This is a genomic window from Nocardia takedensis NBRC 100417 (assembly GCF_000308695.1).
GTDB lineage: Bacteria > Actinomycetota > Actinomycetes > Mycobacteriales > Mycobacteriaceae > Nocardia > Nocardia takedensis.
The window spans coordinates 60,462-76,649 of sequence record NZ_BAGG01000109.1 but is presented as its reverse complement, the minus strand read 5'-3'; the positions used below and the strand labels follow the sequence as shown (position 1 = coordinate 76,649).

Here is a 16,188-nt window from a genome sequence, read left to right as displayed (position 1 = left end):
GCTCGTCGTCCCGCGCGCCGCGACGCGGGGCCGGAACCGGCTCGACCGGCCGACGAACGCCGGGGTGCGGCGGCCCGCCGGGCGGCGGCGCACGCTCCGCGCGACGAATGGGTGATCGCGGGGTCGGGACGTGCGGTGGAGTACGTGGCGGGCCGTCGCTGGGAGGTGTCCGCCACCGGGTTCTGGCAGGCCCATCGCGATGCGGCGCAGTGCTATTCGGATCTGATCGCCGACTGGGCCGGTCTCGACGCGGGGGAGCGCGCCTGGGATCTCTACAGCGGCGCGGGCGTGTTCGCGGCGCGACTGGCCGATCAGGTCGGGCCGGACGGTTCGGTGCTGGCGGTGGAATCCGCGCGTTCGGCCGTCGCCGACGGGCACGCCGCGCTGCGCGACCTGCCCTGGCTGGACCTGCGGGCCGACCGCGTCGAACGGTGGATCAGCGGGCACGCGGGCGGCCGGGCTCCGGAGGTGGTCGTGCTCGATCCGCCGCGCGCGGGAGCGGGCAAACAGGTCGTGGCGGCGCTGAGCGAAGTCGGTCCGACGCGCGTGGTGCACATCGGCTGCGATCCGGCCTCCTTCGCCCGCGACCTCGGGCTCTACCTCGCGGCCGGATACAAGCTGCGCGAGGTGCGCGCGTTCGACGCCTTCCCGGCAACCCACCACGTCGAATGCGTGGCGCTGCTGGAGGCGTGAACGCGCGTGCGCCACGGCGCGCTCGGCGCTCAGTCCAGGTGCCAGGTGGCCCGCAGGTCGGCGGTGATCTCGCTCTCACCGCGCTCCACCGGCACCGCCGCGGCGCGCGCGACGCCTTCCAAGGGCGCGGACACCGCCATCAAGCGTGGCCCGACGGGCGCGCTGTGGGTGTCCTCGGTGATCTCGAGGACGGGGCCCAGGGTGCGGGCGGCGCGCGCGGCGTACCGGGCGGCCTTGGCCAAGGCGTCGTCCCAGGCGGCGTCGCGGGCCAGCGCCAGCAGGCCGGCCTGATCGGCCACGGTCAGCGCCAGCCCGCCCAGACGCACGTCGTCGCCGCCCGCCTCCACACAGTCGGCGATGATCGCCGCCGGTCCCGGGTCGGCGTCCTCGCCGATGTCGCGCAACACCACGGTCAGGTCGGTGCCCGCGACGTAACCGGTGATCCGGTTGCCCTTGCCTTCGGTCCACACCGTCTCGGTGCGCACCGTGATCCCGCTGGTCGCGATGTCGACGTCGGCCACGCCCGCGGCCCGCAGCGCCGCGCTGACGGCGGTGATCCGCTCACCGGCCCGCCCGTAGGCGAGCGCGACCCGTTCGGCCCGCGACTCGATCGACACCGTGACCCGCATCAGATCCGGCACCGCCCGCACGCTGCCGTGTCCGAACGTGGTCACCGTCGCGACGGCCGCCTTCTCCTTGCCCGCTGTGTCCTTGTCGCCCACTGTGTCCTCCCGATCCGCGGTCGTGTTCAGTAATCCGCGCCGCGCACGGCGATCGACCGCACCGCCGCGTCCATCTGCGCGTAGGCCCCCGCCGCCAGTCGTTCCAGCAGCGCGAGTTTGAGTTGCGGGGCGTTCTCGGCGAGCCGGTCGAACGCGGCCGGGGCGAGCACCGCCACCCGGGTGAGGTTCTCGGCGCGGGCCTCGTTGACGAACGGCGTGCCGACCAGCATCGGGATCTCGCCGAAGGACATCCCCGCGGTGAGCGTGACCAAGCGGTGCACCCGCTGATCGGCCCCTTCGAAGGTCAGCCGCACCCGCCCCTCCAGGATCAGGTACAGGCCCGAACGCTCGCTGCCCCGTTCGGCGATGACCTCCCCGCGCGCGACGGTGCGCACCCGGAACTCCTTCGCCAACGCGGTGCGCGCCTCGTCGTCGAGTGCCGCCAGCGCCGGATGCTCCTCGACGGTGATGGACGTGCACGGTTGCTCCCCCTCGGGTCGGTAGCGCGCGAGCAGCAGGTCCTCGCACCATTCGGTGGCGGCGTCGCGGTCGATGAAGACCCGGCCGCGCGGATCGTCGGCCCGCAGGCCCGACATCGTGTGCCCGAGGCGCGCTTCCGGGTCCACCAACGCCGTCCGGCACCCGGCGGCCGCCAGTTCGCGTTGCAGCGTGTCCAGCATGTCCACGGCGATGCGACTGACCTCGCCGACCCGGCGCAGATCGATGACCACCGCGTCCAGGTCGCCCGCCTTGGCCTCGATGGCGCGCACCACGCGCTCGGCGCCCGCGAAGAGCAGGTCGCCGTCGAGTTGGTAGACGCGGGCGCGTTCGCCGTGCCGTTCGAGCACCTCGCCGTCCTCGGTGCTGCGCCGCAGCCGCGAGGGCACCTCGGCGACGGTGTAGTCGGCGCGGATCGCGGTCCGCGCCGCCCGGCTGACGTGCAGGAAGTGCAGTTCCAGCCGCCGCGACAACTCCCGGCAGGCGGCGACGCCGCGCACGCTGTTGCCGTGTGAGTCCAGGCGCGGCGAGTAGACGGCGATGCCGATCTGGCCGGGCAGCACCGCCAGGATGCCGCCGCCGACGCCGCTCTTGGCGGGCAGCCCGACCGTGGTGACCCAGTCGCCCGCCGCGTTGTACATCCCGCAGGTGGTCATGACGCTGAGCACGCGTTCGGTGAGGTCGGCGCTCAGCGCGCGTTCCCTGGTCAGCGGGTTGACGCCGTTGTTGGCCAGCGTCGCGGCCATGATCGCCAGGTCACGGCAGCAGACGTCGATCGAGCACTGCCGGAAGTAGCGGTCGACCGCCTCGTCGGGGTCGGAGTCGATGATGCCGAAGGAGCGCAGCATGTAGCCGATGGCGCGGTTGCGGTAGCCGGTGCGGGCCTCGGAACGGTAGACCGCGTCGTTGACGCTGAGTTCGCGCCCGGCGAAGCGCGAGTAGCAGCGCCGGACGCGCTCGAAGCGGTCCGCCGAATCCCGGCCCGCGACGAGGGAGGCGGCGGTGATGGCGCCCGCGTTGATCATCGGGTTGCGCGGGCGTTCGGTCACCGGGTCCAGGCTGATCTCGTTGAACGCCTCGCCGGAGGGTTCGACGTCGATGTGCTCGGCCACCGTGGCCACCCCGCGGTCGGCCAGGGCCAGGGCGTAGGTGAACGGTTTGGAGATGGATTGGATGGTAAAGATCTCACCGACGTCGCCCGCGCCGTAGACGCGGCCGTCGGCGGTGGCCAGGCACAGTCCGAACGAATTCGGCTGCACCGCAGCCAATTCCGGGATGTAGTCGGCGGGCTCGCCGGACCGGTCGGTCCGGCACAGCTCGTGGACGTCGGCGACCAGGCGCGCCACGACGCCCGGGTCGACGGGTCGGGGGACCACTTGCTCGGGCTCGGCCACACGACCACCTTAGGGCGGGTACCGTGGGTGCGGCGGTCGAGCCCGACCGTGTGTCCGCGGCTGCCGATCGGCCGGCTCGGGGCGCGGCGCCGGGCGGGGTCGCGGTCGCGATGGCCCGACGGCGGGGGAGTGTGTCGCCGCGGCTCCGTAGACTGATCGGATCAGACGCACAATCCGGAGGGAGCGAGTTCAGGTGGGAGTGCTTTCCCGGGTCGACACACCCGACGATCTGCGCGGGCTGAGCGCGGCGCAGCTGCGCGAACTGGCGGAGGACATCCGCGAGTTCCTGGTGCGCAAGGTCGCCGCGTCGGGCGGACATCTCGGCCCCAACCTCGGTGTGGTCGAGCTGACCATCGCCCTGCACCGGATCTTCGACTCACCCGCCGATCCGCTGATCTTCGACACCGGCCACCAGTCCTACGTGCACAAGATCCTCACCGGCCGCAAGGACCAGTTCGACTCGCTGCGCCAGCAGGGCGGGCTCTCGGGCTATCCGAGCCGATCGGAGAGCGCGCACGACTGGGTGGAGTCCTCGCACGCCTCGGCCTCGCTGTCCTACGCCGACGGCCTGGCCAAAGCCTTCGCGTTGACCGGTCAGGACCGGCACGTGGTCGCCGTGGTCGGTGACGGCGCGCTCACCGGCGGCATGTGCTGGGAGGCGCTGAACAACATCGCCGCGGCCCCCGACCGTCCCGTGATCGTCGTGGTCAACGACAACGGCCGCTCCTACGCGCCCACCATCGGCGGCCTCGCCGACCGGCTGACGGCGCTGCGCACCCAGCCCGCCTACGAGCACGCCCTCGACGCGGGCAAGCGCATCCTCAAGAGCATTCCCCGGGTCGGGGAGTCGGCGTATTCGATGGTGCACGCGGTCAAGGCGGGCATCAAGGACGCCGTGAGCCCGCAGGAGCTGTTCAGCGACCTGGGTCTGAAATACGTCGGTCCGGTCGACGGCCACGACATCGTCGCGCTCGAGGCGGCGCTGCGCCGCGCCAAGGATTTCGGCGGCCCCGTGGTGGTGCACGCGGTCACCCAGAAGGGGCGCGGCTACGAGCACGCGGAGAAGAACGTCGCCGATCAGATGCACGCCTGCGATCCGATCGACCCGCTCACCGGACGTCCCCTGGCGGGAAAGAAGGCGCCGGGCTGGACGTCGGTGTTCTCCGAGGAGCTCATCGCGCACGCCGAGCGCCGCGAGGACATCGTGGCCATCACCGCCGCGATGCCCGGCCCGACGGGGCTCGCGCCGTTCGGTGAGCGCTTCCCGGAGCGGATGTTCGACGTTGGCATCGCCGAACAGCACGCGATGGCCTCGGCCGCCGGTCTGGCCCTGGGCGGTCTGCATCCGGTGGTCGCGATCTATTCGACCTTCCTCAACCGCGCCTTCGACCAGTTGCTCATGGACGTGGCGCTGTTGAAGCAGCCGGTGACGGTCGTCCTGGATCGGGCGGGCATCACCGGTCCCGACGGCGCGAGCCACAACGGCATGTGGGATCTGTCGCTGCTCGGCATCATTCCCGGCATCCGGGTCGCCGCCCCGCGCGACGCCGCGACGCTGCGCGAGGAATTGGCCGAGGCGCTGGCCGTGCACGACGGCCCCACCGTGCTGCGCTTCCCGAAAGGCAGTGTGGGCGAGGACATCTCGGCCGTGGAGCGGTTCGACGGCGTGGACGTGCTGCGCCTGGCCGCCTCCGGCGACGGTCCGGACCGCACCCGTCACGGTGACGTCCTGCTCGTCGCCGTCGGCGCGTTCGCGCAGACGGCGCTGCTGGTCGCGGATCTGCTGGAGCCCGAAGGGATCTCGGTGACGGTGGTCGACCCGCGCTGGGTGCTGCCGGTATCGGACACGATCGTCAAACTCGCCGAGAACCACCGACTGGTGGTCACCCTCGAGGACAGCGGCCTGCACGGCGGCATCGGCGCCACCACCTCGGCGCGGTTGCGCGCGGCCGGAATCGATGTCCCCACCCGCGATCTCGGGGTGCCGCAGGAATTCCTCGAGCACGCCTCGCGCGGTCAGGTGCTGGCCGATCTGGGGTTGGACGCCCCCGATATCGCCCGGCGTATCACCGGTTGGCTCGACGCCGGTCGTGTGCAGGCGTTGCGCGCGGATCAGGACGCGCCGACCACGGCCTGAACGCTCAGTCGACGGGCGGCGGTGCGGGCAGCGCTTTGGTGAGCATCGGCACCGCCAGTTCGCGCTGCCATGGCCTCGCGCCGCCCGCCGCGAGATAGCGGTCGACCTCGGCGGCCAGTTCCGCCGCGTCGCCGCCGCGGTCGTAGTCGGTCAGCCCGTCCCAGCACAGTCGGCGCACCAGATCCGGGGACAGCAGATTCTCGACCGGGATCGTGTACTCGGTCGACAATTCGCCCATCGCCGCCCGCGCCCTGGCCAGTCGGGCCGAGGCGATCGGGTCGCGGCGTTCCCAGCGGTTGACCGGCGGCGGTCCGTCGAAGGGTTGGGTCAGCGGCGGCAGATCGGTGTCGGGTAAGGCCCGTGCCCGGTCGACGGCGGCCAACCACTCGCGCGAATAGCGCCGCTGCCGGGGCCCGCCGAACACCGGCAGCGTGCGTAACTGGGCGATGGTGCGCGGGTCGGCGTTCGCGGCGGCCACGATCGCCGAATCGGGCAGGATTCGCGCGGGGGCGACATCGCGGCCGCGCGCCAACCGGTCCCTGGTGGTCCACAGTTCGCGCACCACCGCCAGTTGCCGGGCGCGGCGCAGGGTGTGGATGCCGGAGGTCCGCCGCCACCGGTCGGCCTTGGGCGCGGGCGGTTCGGTGATCCTGATGTGCTCGAATTCCTGTGCGGCCCACTCGGATTTGCCCTGGTCGCGTAAGGACTGGTCCACTTCGTCGCGTAACTCGAGCAGCAACTCGACGTCCAGGGCGGCGTAGTTCAGCCACTCGTCGGGCAGCGGCCGGGTCGACCAGTCCGCCGCGCCGTGCCCCTTGCGCAGCGCGCGCCCCAACAGTTTCTCCACCATCGCGGCCAGTCCGACCCGCTCGAAGCCCGCGATCCGGCCGCCCAGTTCGGTGTCGAACAACCGCGCGGGACGCAGGCCGAGTTCGGCCAGTCCCGGCAGATCCTGATCGGCCGAATGCAGCACCCATTCCAGATCGTTGATCGCCGCGGCCAGCGGAGCCAGATCCTCCGCGACCGGAATCGGGTCGATCAGGAAGGTGCCCGCACCGGCCCGGCGTAGCTGGATCAGGTAGGCGCGCGCGGAATAGCGGAAACCGGAGGCGCGTTCGGCGTCCACGGCCAACGGGCCGGAGCCCGCGGACAGGCGCGCGGCGGCGTCGAGGATCTCGGCGGGGGTGTTCAGGACCGGCGGCACTCCATCGGCGGGGGCGAGCAGGGGCTCTGCTGTGCTGTCTCCCACGATGTGCCCGTCGTCGGGCTGATCTGCTACCGGCATAGATGGGAACTCTACGTGGCGGAGGGTGTCAGTCGTTGCTGGTATAGGAGTCCGGCCGCAGATGGGTGATCCCCGCGGGCGGCAGACCCGCCGAGTAGGCGAGCACTTCGCAGAACGCCTCCACGTGCGGTCGCATGTCGGTGGTCATCGCCGTCCAGGAGGCGCGCAGTTCCAATTGGTGCGCGCGCGGCGGGCCCGCGATGTCACCGTAGCGGACCGAACTGGTCGAGGTGACGGTGCCGCCGAGCGCGGTGAACGGTTCGGTGCGCGACTCGAGCGCGTCGACCAGCCAACTCCAGGCGACCTCGGGGAGCAGCGGGTCGGTGGCCAGCGCGGCGTCGATGTCGGCCTGGATGTAGGCGACCAGGCGGAAGATCCCGTGCCAGGTGTCGTCGCCGTCGGGGTCGTGCAACAGGATGAGTCTGCCGAACGCGTCGCCCTCGGAATCGACCGGGACGACCGGTGTTTCGGCGTGCACCACCTCCGCGCCGAGGGCATAGGAGTACGGGGCCAGTCGCTGTGGGGGCCGGATGGGCGCGAGCTCGATCCGGGGGTGCACGGTTGCGGAGCCCATCGCCTCGACCGCGGCGCGGAACGGAGCCGGTTCGCCACTGGATCCCTCGGTCGGTGCGGCGCCGTCGCGGATGTCGAGCGGTGTCACGAGTGCGACGGTAGACCCGATGGCCGTGACGCGTGCGGAGGCGCGCCGCATACGGCGGCCACGGTGACCGTTCCGGTGCGCCGCGCGCCCGCGCGTGTCGCGGGGCGGCCGACTCGCCGGCTCGTCGGGTGCCGGGCCTACGATGTGCGGTGATGAGCACTCACACGCGCCGCCGGTTGACCGATGCCCCGTTCCTGGCCGCCGCCACCGGCGGCACGCCCAGCAGGCGTCCGGTCTGGTTCATGCGGCAAGCCGGACGTTCGCTGCCCGAGTACCGCGAAGTGCGCAAGGGCGTCGGGATGCTCGAGTCCTGCTTCGACCCGGAACTGGTCTGCGAGATCACCATGCAGCCGATCCGCAGGCACGGCGTCGACGCGGCGATCCTGTTCTCCGACATCGTCGTTCCGCTCAAGGCGGCGGGCATCGACCTGGACATCGTGCCCGGCGTCGGCCCGGTCGTCGCCTCCCCGGTGCGCACCGTCGAGGACGTGCGCGCGCTGCCGCGCCTGCGCCCCGAGGACGTGGGCGCGGTGACCGAGGGCGTGCGCCTGCTGACCGACGCGCTCGGCGAGACGCCGCTCATCGGGTTCGCGGGCGCGCCGTTCACCCTGGCCTCCTATCTGGTCGAGGGCGGTCCGAGCAAGAACCACGAACGCACCAAGGCGATGATGTACGCCGACCCGGCGACCTGGCACGCGCTGCTGGGCGCGCTCACCGACATCACCATCGCCTTCCTGCAGGCCCAGATCGCGGCGGGCGTGGACGCGATCCAACTGTTCGACTCGTGGGCGGGCGCGCTGTCGGAGTCCGATTACCGCGCGTTCGTGCTGCCGCATTCGGAGCGGGTCTTCGCCGAGGTCGCCGACGCGGGCATCCCGCGTATCCACTTCGGCGTGGGCACCGGCGAACTGCTGGGCGCGATGGGCGAGGCCGGGGCCGACGTGGTCGGCGTCGACTGGCGGATCCCGCTGAACCAGGCCGTGCGGCGGGTCGGCGCCGGAAAAGCGTTGCAGGGCAACCTCGATCCGGCCGTGCTGTTCGCCGGGAGCGCCGCGGTCGAGGAGCACGCGCGTCGCATCGCCCGCGAAGCCGACGAGGCGATCGTGTTGGGCGCCACGGGGCACATCTTCAACCTCGGTCACGGCGTGCTGCCCGATACCGACCCGGCCGTGCTGACCGACCTGGTGCAGCTCATCCACGAACTCTGACCCCTTTACCCGCCGACGAGTCCGCCGGCCGGTGGGGGAGATCCTTCCCACGGCTGTCGCGGTGTCCGTGGGCGGTAATGTCGGCGGCATGAGGATCGCGGTGATCGGTGGCGGTGTCAGCGGCCTGACGGCGGCCTACCGCCTGCGCGCCTTGCTCGGAACCGAGGCCGAGATCGTCCTGGTCGAACACCGGGAGCGACTGGGCGGCGTGCTGCTGACCGGCGAGTTGGCCGGCGCACCGTTCGACCTGGGAGCCGAGGCGTTCGTGGGGCGTCGCCCGGAGGTGCCGCGCCTGCTCGCCGAACTCGGCCTGTCCGACCAGTTGGTGTACCCGGCCGGTCGCAGGCCGCTGGTGTGGTCGGGCGGCGCGGCGCACCCCTTGCCCGAAGGCACCCTCATGGGCATCCCGTCCGGCGCGGAGTCCGTGCGCGGCCTGGTCGACGCGGACACCCTGGCCCGCGTCGCGGCCGAACCCGACCGGCCACTGTCCTGGGAGCCGGGCGCGGACGTCGACGTGTACGGCCTGGTGGCCGATCGTTTCGGCGCGCAGGTCGCCGAACGCAGCGTCGACCCGCTGCTGGGCGGCGTCTATGCGGGCAGTTCCCGCTCGATCGGCGTCCGCGCGGCCCTGCCGACCTTGGCAGCGGCCCTGGACGCGGGCGCGACCAGCTTGACCGCCGCGGTGGGCGCGGCCCTGCCGCCGCCCTCGACCGCGCCCGTCTTCGGCGGCCTGCGCGACGGGTACGGCGTGCTGTTGCGCGCGCTCGTCGAGGCGTCGGGCGCGCGGATCGTCACCGGGGTGCCGGCGGGCCCCGTCACCCGGGCCGTGCGCGGGTGGCTCGTGGAACCGGTGGGCGCGGTCGACGCCGTGGTGCTGGCGACCCCGGCCCCGGTCACCGCCGAGTTGCTGCGCGAGGTCGCCCCCGACTCCGCCGCGGCCGCCGCGGACATCGAGCTGTCCTCGTCGGTGGTGGTCGCGCTGGCCCTGCCTCGCGACACGGCCCTACCGCAGAATTCGGGCATTCTCGTGGCCACCGGAGAACCGCTGCGCGCCAAGGCGTTCACGCTGTCCAGCCGCAAGTGGCCGCATCTGGCCGCCCGGGAGACGGCGCTGGTGCGCGCCTCGTTCGGCAAATTCGGCGACGACGCGGTCCTGGACCGCTCCGACGCGGAGTTGATCGAGGCGGCGGTCGCCGATCTGGCCGTCGTCACGGGCGTGGAAGCGACTCCGGTGGCCGCGCGGGTGCAGCGCTGGCGCGGGGGGCTGGCCCAGTACGCGCCCGGTCATCTCGGCCGGGTGGCGGCGATCGAAGCCGGAGTGGCCTACCTGGACGGGCTGACCGTTGCCGGCGCCTATCTGCACGGGGTCGGCGTCCCCGCCTGCGTCGCGTCGGGCGAGCGCGCCGCGCGCGAGATCGCCGCCGCCGCTGCCGTTTCCCCGGCGCCGCCCCGCTGACCCGGGGCACCCCGCGCGAGCGGCGCGCGCAGTGGCACCATAGGACTCATGGCGCGACTCGACTACCAGGCCCTCAACTCCACCATTCGCTATCTGATGTTCTCGGTGTTCCAGGTGAGGCCGGGGGTGCTCGGTGAGGACCGCGCCAAGGCGATCGCCGACGCGCGCGCGTTCTTCGACGGCTTGGCCGAGAAGGACGTGGTGGTGCGCGGCGTCTACGACGTCGCCGGACTGCGCGCCGACGCCGATTTCATGATCTGGTCGCACGCCGAGCGCGTCGAGGATCTGCAAGCCGCCTACGCCGATTTCCGCCGCACCACCGAACTGGGCCGTGCGAGCACCCCGGTGTGGAGCAACGTGGCGCTGCACCGCCCGGCCGAATTCAACAAGAGCCACATCCCGGCCTTCCTGGCGGGCGAGGATCCGGGGGCCTACATCTGCGTGTACCCGTTCGTGCGGTCCTACGACTGGTATCTGCTGCCCGACGAGGAGCGTCGCAAGATGCTCGCCGACCACGGCAAGGCCGCGCGCGGCTATCCGGACGTGCGCGCCAACACGGTCAGTTCGTTCGCACTCGGCGACTACGAGTGGATCCTGGCCTTCGAGGCTCCCGAGCTGCACCGCATCGTGGATCTGATGCGCGATCTGCGGGCGACCGAGGCGCGGTTGCACGTGCGCGAGGAGATCCCGTTCTACACCGGTCCGCGCGTCGAACTCGACGCGCTGATCGCCGCGCTGCCCTGAGCGAGGCTCCGCGCGCCCCGGCAATTCGGGGCGTGCGGGGTGGTTGCCCGACCCCGTACACTTCCCGCAGCGCACAGCCCCCGGCTCACCGCGCTGCGCTGTCCGAGGGGTGCAGTCGCAGCGCGATCGAGTTGATGCAGTAGCGCTTGTCGGTGGGCGTGTTGTATCCCTCGCCCTCGAACACGTGGCCGAGGTGGCTGTGGCAGTTCGCGCACAGCACCTCGACGCGGTGCATGCCCAGGGTGTCGTCGGAGCGCAGGATCACCGCGTCGGACTCCTTGGGATCGAAGAACGACGGCCACCCGCAGTGCGATTCGAATTTCTCGGTGCTGCGGAACAGTTCGGCGCCGCAGGCCCGGCAGGCGTAGACGCCTTCGGTGGTGGTGTCGGTGTATTCCCCGACGAAGGGGCGTTCGGTGGCGGCCTCGCGCAGCACCGCGTATTCCTGTGGATTCAGCCGCGCCTTCCATTCCTGGGGCGTGAGCTGGATGCGGGGTGAGGACGTATCGGCGTCGGCACTCATGGCTCCACGCTAATACGTTTCTCCTCCCTGGGGGTCGCTCCGTTGCGCGGCCCGGTGACCGAGGCCTCGCGCGGCGGCGTGACCGGCGACGACGGCGCTTCGGCGGGCTCGGGCGACTGGTCGCGGGAATCGGGCGCGCTCGCCATCCACGGCGGATCGATGACGCCGGTCGCGAGCCTGCCGTCGCGGCGGGCCGCCAGATAGCGTTCGCCCAGCACGCAGAACACGACGATCAGCAGCAGCGTCCAGCCGAAGGTGATCCGCAGGTACTCCAGGTTGCGGCCGATGCTCTGCCAGCGGTCCGAGAGCCATTTGTCGTAGGACATGAACCCGAAGACCGCGAGCCAGGCGGGCCAGTTCCGCATCACCGAATTGCGCAGCACCACCGACATCAGCAGCGGGAACAGCATCATCGAGTAGTACATCTGGCCCAGCCCCGACAGCAGGAAGATGGCGGTGAGCAGGACGCCGGAGGAGGTCGTGACGAAGAACAGTTCGTCGTGGCGGTAGTAGCGATACAGCAGCCACAGCGAGATCGCGACCAGCACCGCCATGATCAGGCGCATGCCCAGGGTCAGCCAGTCGGGCAGGCCGTAGTAGGCGGCGTTGCCGGAGATCGCGCTGTTGAAGTAGTCCCGGCTCTCGAGCAGGTACGGCAAGGTCCGGGTGACGAACTGGTCGGTGTCCTCGATCAACGGCCACGCGATCGCCGTCATCACCACCGGGACGCCGATCGCGGTGATGAACACCTTCCACTGTCTGCGCGCGGCGGCGATCAGGATCAGCGGCGCGAGTGTGGGTTTGATCGTGATGCTCAGCCCGAGCACCACGCCCGCCCACAGATCTCTGCGGCGCAACAGCAGGTGCAGGAACGCCAGTTCGGCGAGCAGGATGCAGCCGTTGACATTGGTGAAGACCAGCGTGTTGATGACGGTCTCGGAGGTGAACATCGCCAGCAGCAGCGCGGGGGCGGCCACCGATTTCAGCGTGTACCGGAACAGGCGCAGCAGCAGGTACCAGGCCAGCAGGATCGCCGCGGCGTTGAGCAGGATGAAGCACCAGCGCGACTTCTCGGGGTCGATCAGCGCCAGCGGCGCGATGACCAGTGTTCCGCCCGGGGGGTAGAGGTAGTGCGGGTCGACAGAATCGAAGTTCGCCGTGTACACCGGTCGGCCGTTGAGGAAGGCCAGCGACGCGTTGTAGACGGGGCGGAAGTCGTCGGTGACGAACCCGTTGACCGCCTTGATGAAGACCCGGTTCAGCACGGTCATGACCGCGAGGGGCCACAAGGCGAACTTGATCACCTCGGCGGTGGTTCGAGCGGTGCGCGGCTCGAGCTGTCGAAACAACACTGGGGCACGGTACACCGAAACGCCGCCGCGCAGGTTGCCGGGACCTGTCCGAGTGGGCCTTCGACCGGCCACGGAACGGCTCAGGCGGGGCAGGCGGTGCCGTCGCCGGGCAGCTTCGCGTCCTTCAGATAGCCCAGGACCGCGCGCTGGGCGCACGCCGAGTGGGTGAGCACCGGATGCCCCCAGCCCTGCCAGGCGACGGTGGCGTGGGTGGCCCCGGCCGCGCCGAGCGCACCGGTCACCGAGGAGGTTCCGCCGTTGCCCACCACCGGGTCGGCGACCCCGCTGAGCACCAGGACCGGCAGGTTCAGCTTCTCCGGCAGCGGCGGCGCGCTCGCCACCGGCCAGGCCGCGCACTCCATGAGCGCGATCGCGGCCGAACGGCCGAACACCGGATATTTCTGACCCCACGTGGTCGTCAGCTCCTGGGCCTTGACCGGGGTGGGGGGTTGCTGGGTGTCGGTGCACCGGTTGACGAACTGGCCGTCGCTCGCGGTGGCGGCGGTCTCGCGCTGGATGAGGGTGTTCAGCGCGGCGCGGTCGCCGCGACCGGCGGCCGAGAGCGCGTCGGCCAGTTCGGCCACGCGCGCGGACTGGTCGGCGCGCGGTGCGCCGAGGAAGCCGGTGATGCCGGTCAGCAAGGCGTTCGCCGAGATGTCGCCGAGGCCGCCCTCGCCCGCCCGGGTGACCAGTGCGGTGATCGCGGCGCGCGGATCGGGGCCCAGTGAGCAGCCGAGGCCGACGCAGCGTTGCGCGAACGCCGACAGCGCCGCCTCCGCGCCCTGCAATCGCTGGTCTTCGCGGGTGACGGCGTCGGCGATCGGTTCGGGGGAGTCCAGGATCAGCCGGGACAGGTGGTCGCCGAAGCGGCGCGCGTAGCTCAGCGCGACGCGCGCGCCGTTGCCGCTGCCGATCAGGTCGATGTGCTGGACCTGCCACTGCTTGCGCAACTGCTCGATGTCGTCGGCGGCGTGCGGGGCGTCGAAGGTGCCTTCGTAGGGCTGGAGGAAGTCGCGGCAGGCGATGGTGCCGTCCTGGCTGTAGCCGGTCATCGCCTCGATCGGCGCATCGGCCTCCGGGCCGAACTGCCCGTTGTCGGCCAGGCCGCGACGCACCAGGGTGGGCAGGCAGTCGATCGCCTGCGAGGTGCCCAGACCGCGGCGGTCCACCGCGACGACGGGACGTTCGGCCAGCAGCGCGCTGCCGCCCACGGCCATCCCGGCCAGTGTGGCGGTCGAGGAGCGGTCGGTCCCCGAGGTCAGCACCACCGGTGCGACATTCGGGGTGCGGTCGAGTCGGGCCCGCAGCGCGCCCGCGCGGAAACTGCCGAGCACCGCGCCCTCGTAATCGATGGGTGTGGAGTATTCGGCGCATTCGAGGATCAGGCCCGCGGGGGCGGGACCCAGCCCCAACTGGTCGACGGTGGCGGCCGTGCAATCGCGCCAGCTCAGATCCGACTTGGGCAGTTCGGCGGTCGGCGGTGGCGGCGGCGCGACCGAGGTGGGCGCCACGTCACCGACCGCCGGACGCTCGACGGCGACCCCGGGGCGGTCCGACGGGCCCGCACCGCAGCCCGCGATCGTGATCGTGAGTGCCGCGGCCACGGCGGCTCGGGTCCAGCGCATGCGTTACAGCCTGCCAGGTTCGTCCGACCGTTTCACACGCGGTGGGCGCGGGCGGCTCACCGCCGGACCCACCGGGTGAGCACGGTGCCGTCGGCGTCGAGCAGCACGTGCCTGCGATCCATGGGGCGACCGAACTCGTGGGCCGACAGCGAGATTCGCCGCGCCGAACCGCCGACCAGCACCGGAGCGGTGGTCAGGCACAATTCGTCGACGCTGTCGGCGGCCAGCAGTTCGCCGAACAGGCTCGGTCCGCCCTCGCACAGCACCCGGTGCAGACCGCGCTCGGCGAGGGTGCTCAGCAACGCCTTCGGGGTGACCGCGACACCGCCCGCCTCGATGACCTCACCGCCCGCCTCGGCCAGGCGGCGTTTGCGGTCGGCGGGCGCGATCGCGGTGGTGATGATCAGCGGGGGGACGGCGGTGTCGTGGAACAGGCGGCTGTCCGGGTCGAGCCCGGCGCTCGAGGTCACCACGGCGATCGGCGGCGGCGACCCGTCGGGATGACCGCCCGCGCCGCGCCGGTGCAGCGCGCGCCGCAGCCCGGCCGCACCGCGCGCGCCGCCGTAGTTCTCGGCGCGCACCGTGCCCGCGCCGACCAGGACGACGTCGGCCAGATCGCGCAGCAGCATGAAGACCGTGCGGTCGGCCTGGGTGCCGAGTCCACCCGACAGGTCACCGCTGGTGGCGGCCCCGTCGATGCTGGAGACGAAATTCGCACGGACCCAGGGACGGTCGAGCGAACTCGGGTAGGCGTACAGCTGTGCCAGGTCGTCGGCGCTCAGCTCTGTGAGCTGGATCGCATTGTGGATACGCTGCATGAGACGACATCACACCACGTTACTAGGCTTCGTCCATGCAAGAACGCCTCGTCGATCGCCACCCTGAGGTTCCGGCGGATCAGCTCGTCGCCCAGATGGTGCCGCCGCCCATGTTCGACGAAGTCAGTTTCGACTCCTACATTCCCGCGCCCGGGGAGCCCTCGCAGGCCGCCGCCGTGCGCAAGGGCGAGGAGTTCTCCCGGCAGGTCGCCAAGATCCACCAGACGGTCAACAAGAAGACGTTGTTCGGGAAGAAGAAGGTCGTCAGCGGGGCCGGGCTCTACCTCGACGGCGGCTTCGGCGTCGGCAAGACCCACCTGCTCGCCTCGATCTTCCACAACGCGCCCGCCCCGAAGTCCTTCGGCACCTTCGGCGAACTGACCAACCTCGTCGGCGCGCTCGGGTTCAACAACGCCGTCGAGCGCCTGGCGGGCAACAGCGTGCTGTGCATCGACGAATTCGAGCTCGACGATCCCGGCGACACCATGCTGGTCTCGCGGCTGCTGACCGAACTGTCCGCGCGCGGGGTCTCCATCGCCGCCACCTCGAACACGCTGCCGGGGCAGTTGGGCGAAGGCCGTTTCGCCGCGCAGGATTTCCTGCGCGAGATCAAGAAACTCGGCTCGATCTTCGAGGCGGTGCGCGTCGACGGACCGGACTACCGGCACCGCGACCTGCCGCCCGCCCCCGATCCGGCCGCGCCCGCCGTGCTCACCGAACGGGCCGCCGCGACCCCGCACGCTACCCTCGACGACTTCGACGAGCTGCTGAAGCATCTGAGCACCCTGCACCCGTCCAAGTACGGCGCGCTGATCGCCGGCGTCTCGGCGGTGTTCATCGCGGGGGTGCACCCGGTCACCGACCAGGCCGTGGCGCTGCGCATCGTGGTGCTGGCAGATCGCCTCTACGACGCGGGCGTGCCGGTCACCGTCTCCGGCGCCAAACTGGACGAGATCTTCTCCCAGGAGATGCTCGACGGCGGCTACCGCAAGAAGTACCTGCGCGCCGTCTCCCGACTGCTGGCGCTGTCCCGGTTCGAGGCCGCGACGGCCTGACATTCCGTTTCGAAGGA

The 16,188-nt window shown here is 71.5% G+C and carries 14 protein-coding genes; 6 read left to right on the top strand and 8 right to left on the bottom strand.

The window, feature by feature from the left end:
* A partial coding sequence (locus tag ON30_RS23540) for a class I SAM-dependent methyltransferase (protein ID WP_169334946.1) occupies positions 1–693 on the top strand: 693 nt, incomplete at its 5' end.
* A gap of 29 nt (positions 694–722) precedes the next feature.
* Here ON30_RS23540 and ON30_RS23535 read toward each other — a convergent pair.
* Together ON30_RS23535 and glsA are read right to left on the bottom strand one after the other, a co-directional pair.
* The gene (locus ON30_RS23535; RefSeq protein ID WP_051029854.1) at positions 723–1,415 is read right to left on the bottom strand and encodes an SIMPL domain-containing protein; all 693 of its coding nucleotides are present in this window, start codon (positions 1,413–1,415) and stop codon (positions 723–725) included.
* Between the two features lie 26 nt (positions 1,416–1,441).
* The gene (glsA, locus tag ON30_RS23530) at positions 1,442–3,307 is read right to left on the bottom strand and encodes a glutaminase A (RefSeq protein ID WP_083911617.1); all 1,866 of its coding nucleotides are present in this window, start codon (positions 3,305–3,307) and stop codon (positions 1,442–1,444) included.
* Positions 3,308–3,500: 193 nt separating this feature from the next.
* Between glsA and dxs the strand changes: the two genes are divergently transcribed.
* Positions 3,501–5,444 carry a 1-deoxy-D-xylulose-5-phosphate synthase gene (gene dxs, locus ON30_RS23525; RefSeq protein WP_051029852.1) on the top strand — a complete coding sequence of 648 codons (1,944 nt, stop codon included), beginning with the start codon at positions 3,501–3,503 and terminating at the stop codon, positions 5,442–5,444.
* Positions 5,445–5,448: 4 nt separating this feature from the next.
* Here the strand turns inward: dxs and ON30_RS23520 are convergent, their stop codons facing one another.
* On the bottom strand, positions 5,449–6,729 hold the full coding sequence (locus ON30_RS23520; protein ID WP_040710188.1) for a ribonuclease D: 1,281 nt from the start codon (positions 6,727–6,729) through the stop codon (positions 5,449–5,451).
* Positions 6,730–6,757: 28 nt separating this feature from the next.
* On the bottom strand, positions 6,758–7,303 hold the full coding sequence (locus ON30_RS23515) for a DUF3000 domain-containing protein (protein ID WP_051029866.1): 546 nt from the start codon (positions 7,301–7,303) through the stop codon (positions 6,758–6,760).
* Between the two features lie 239 nt (positions 7,304–7,542).
* On the opposite strand from ON30_RS23515, the gene hemE reads away from it, so the two are divergent.
* The 3 genes from hemE to hemQ all read left to right on the top strand — a co-directional run bounded on the left by hemE (position 7,543) and on the right by hemQ (position 10,798).
* The gene (gene hemE / locus ON30_RS23510) at positions 7,543–8,598 is read left to right on the top strand and encodes a uroporphyrinogen decarboxylase (RefSeq protein ID WP_051029850.1); all 1,056 of its coding nucleotides are present in this window, start codon (positions 7,543–7,545) and stop codon (positions 8,596–8,598) included.
* 88 nt (positions 8,599–8,686) lie between these two features.
* Positions 8,687–10,054 carry a protoporphyrinogen oxidase gene (locus tag ON30_RS23505; RefSeq protein WP_040710185.1) on the top strand — a complete coding sequence of 456 codons (1,368 nt, stop codon included), beginning with the start codon at positions 8,687–8,689 and terminating at the stop codon, positions 10,052–10,054.
* Positions 10,055–10,102: 48 nt separating this feature from the next.
* Positions 10,103–10,798 carry a hydrogen peroxide-dependent heme synthase gene (gene hemQ, locus ON30_RS23500; RefSeq protein WP_040710183.1) on the top strand — a complete coding sequence of 232 codons (696 nt, stop codon included), beginning with the start codon at positions 10,103–10,105 and terminating at the stop codon, positions 10,796–10,798.
* A gap of 85 nt (positions 10,799–10,883) precedes the next feature.
* Here hemQ and msrB read toward each other — a convergent pair whose 3' ends face one another.
* The 4 genes from msrB to ON30_RS23480 form a co-directional block, all read right to left on the bottom strand.
* On the bottom strand, positions 10,884–11,321 hold the full coding sequence (gene msrB / locus ON30_RS23495; RefSeq protein WP_040710181.1) for a peptide-methionine (R)-S-oxide reductase MsrB: 438 nt from the start codon (positions 11,319–11,321) through the stop codon (positions 10,884–10,886).
* Entirely contained in the window at positions 11,318–12,673 is a 1,356-nt protein-coding gene (locus ON30_RS23490) for a glycosyltransferase family 87 protein (protein WP_245554186.1), read from the bottom strand. Before ON30_RS23490 ends, msrB begins: the two co-directional genes overlap by 4 nt.
* Positions 12,674–12,753: 80 nt before the next feature.
* Entirely contained in the window at positions 12,754–14,298 is a 1,545-nt protein-coding gene (locus ON30_RS23485) for an alpha/beta hydrolase (protein ID WP_040710179.1), read from the bottom strand.
* 56 nt (positions 14,299–14,354) lie between these two features.
* Entirely contained in the window at positions 14,355–15,116 is a 762-nt protein-coding gene (locus ON30_RS23480; protein WP_040710177.1) for a pyrimidine reductase family protein, read from the bottom strand.
* A 35-nt stretch (positions 15,117–15,151) separates the two neighbouring features.
* Between ON30_RS23480 and zapE the strand changes: the two genes are divergently transcribed.
* On the top strand, positions 15,152–16,171 hold the full coding sequence (gene zapE, locus ON30_RS23475) for a cell division protein ZapE (protein ID WP_040710175.1): 1,020 nt from the start codon (positions 15,152–15,154) through the stop codon (positions 16,169–16,171).
* Positions 16,172–16,188: the final 17 nt, after the last annotated feature.

Bases quoted from the DNA above. Each gene is read 5' to 3' on its own strand.
- ON30_RS23520 (WP_040710188.1), bottom strand. From the start codon at position 6,729: ATGCCGGTAGCAGATCAGCCCGACGACGGGCACATCGTGGGAGACAGC.
- ON30_RS23515 (WP_051029866.1), bottom strand. From the start codon at position 7,303: ATGGGCTCCGCAACCGTGCACCCCCGGATCGAGCTCGCGCCCATCCGG.
- hemE (WP_051029850.1), top strand. From the start codon at position 7,543: ATGAGCACTCACACGCGCCGCCGGTTGACCGATGCCCCGTTCCTGGCC.
- ON30_RS23505 (WP_040710185.1), top strand. From the start codon at position 8,687: ATGAGGATCGCGGTGATCGGTGGCGGTGTCAGCGGCCTGACGGCGGCC.
- hemQ (WP_040710183.1), top strand. From the start codon at position 10,103: ATGGCGCGACTCGACTACCAGGCCCTCAACTCCACCATTCGCTATCTG.
- msrB (WP_040710181.1), bottom strand. From the start codon at position 11,321: ATGAGTGCCGACGCCGATACGTCCTCACCCCGCATCCAGCTCACGCCC.
- ON30_RS23485 (WP_040710179.1), bottom strand. From the start codon at position 14,298: ATGCGCTGGACCCGAGCCGCCGTGGCCGCGGCACTCACGATCACGATC.
- ON30_RS23480 (WP_040710177.1), bottom strand. From the start codon at position 15,116: ATGCAGCGTATCCACAATGCGATCCAGCTCACAGAGCTGAGCGCCGAC.
- zapE (WP_040710175.1), top strand. From the start codon at position 15,152: ATGCAAGAACGCCTCGTCGATCGCCACCCTGAGGTTCCGGCGGATCAG.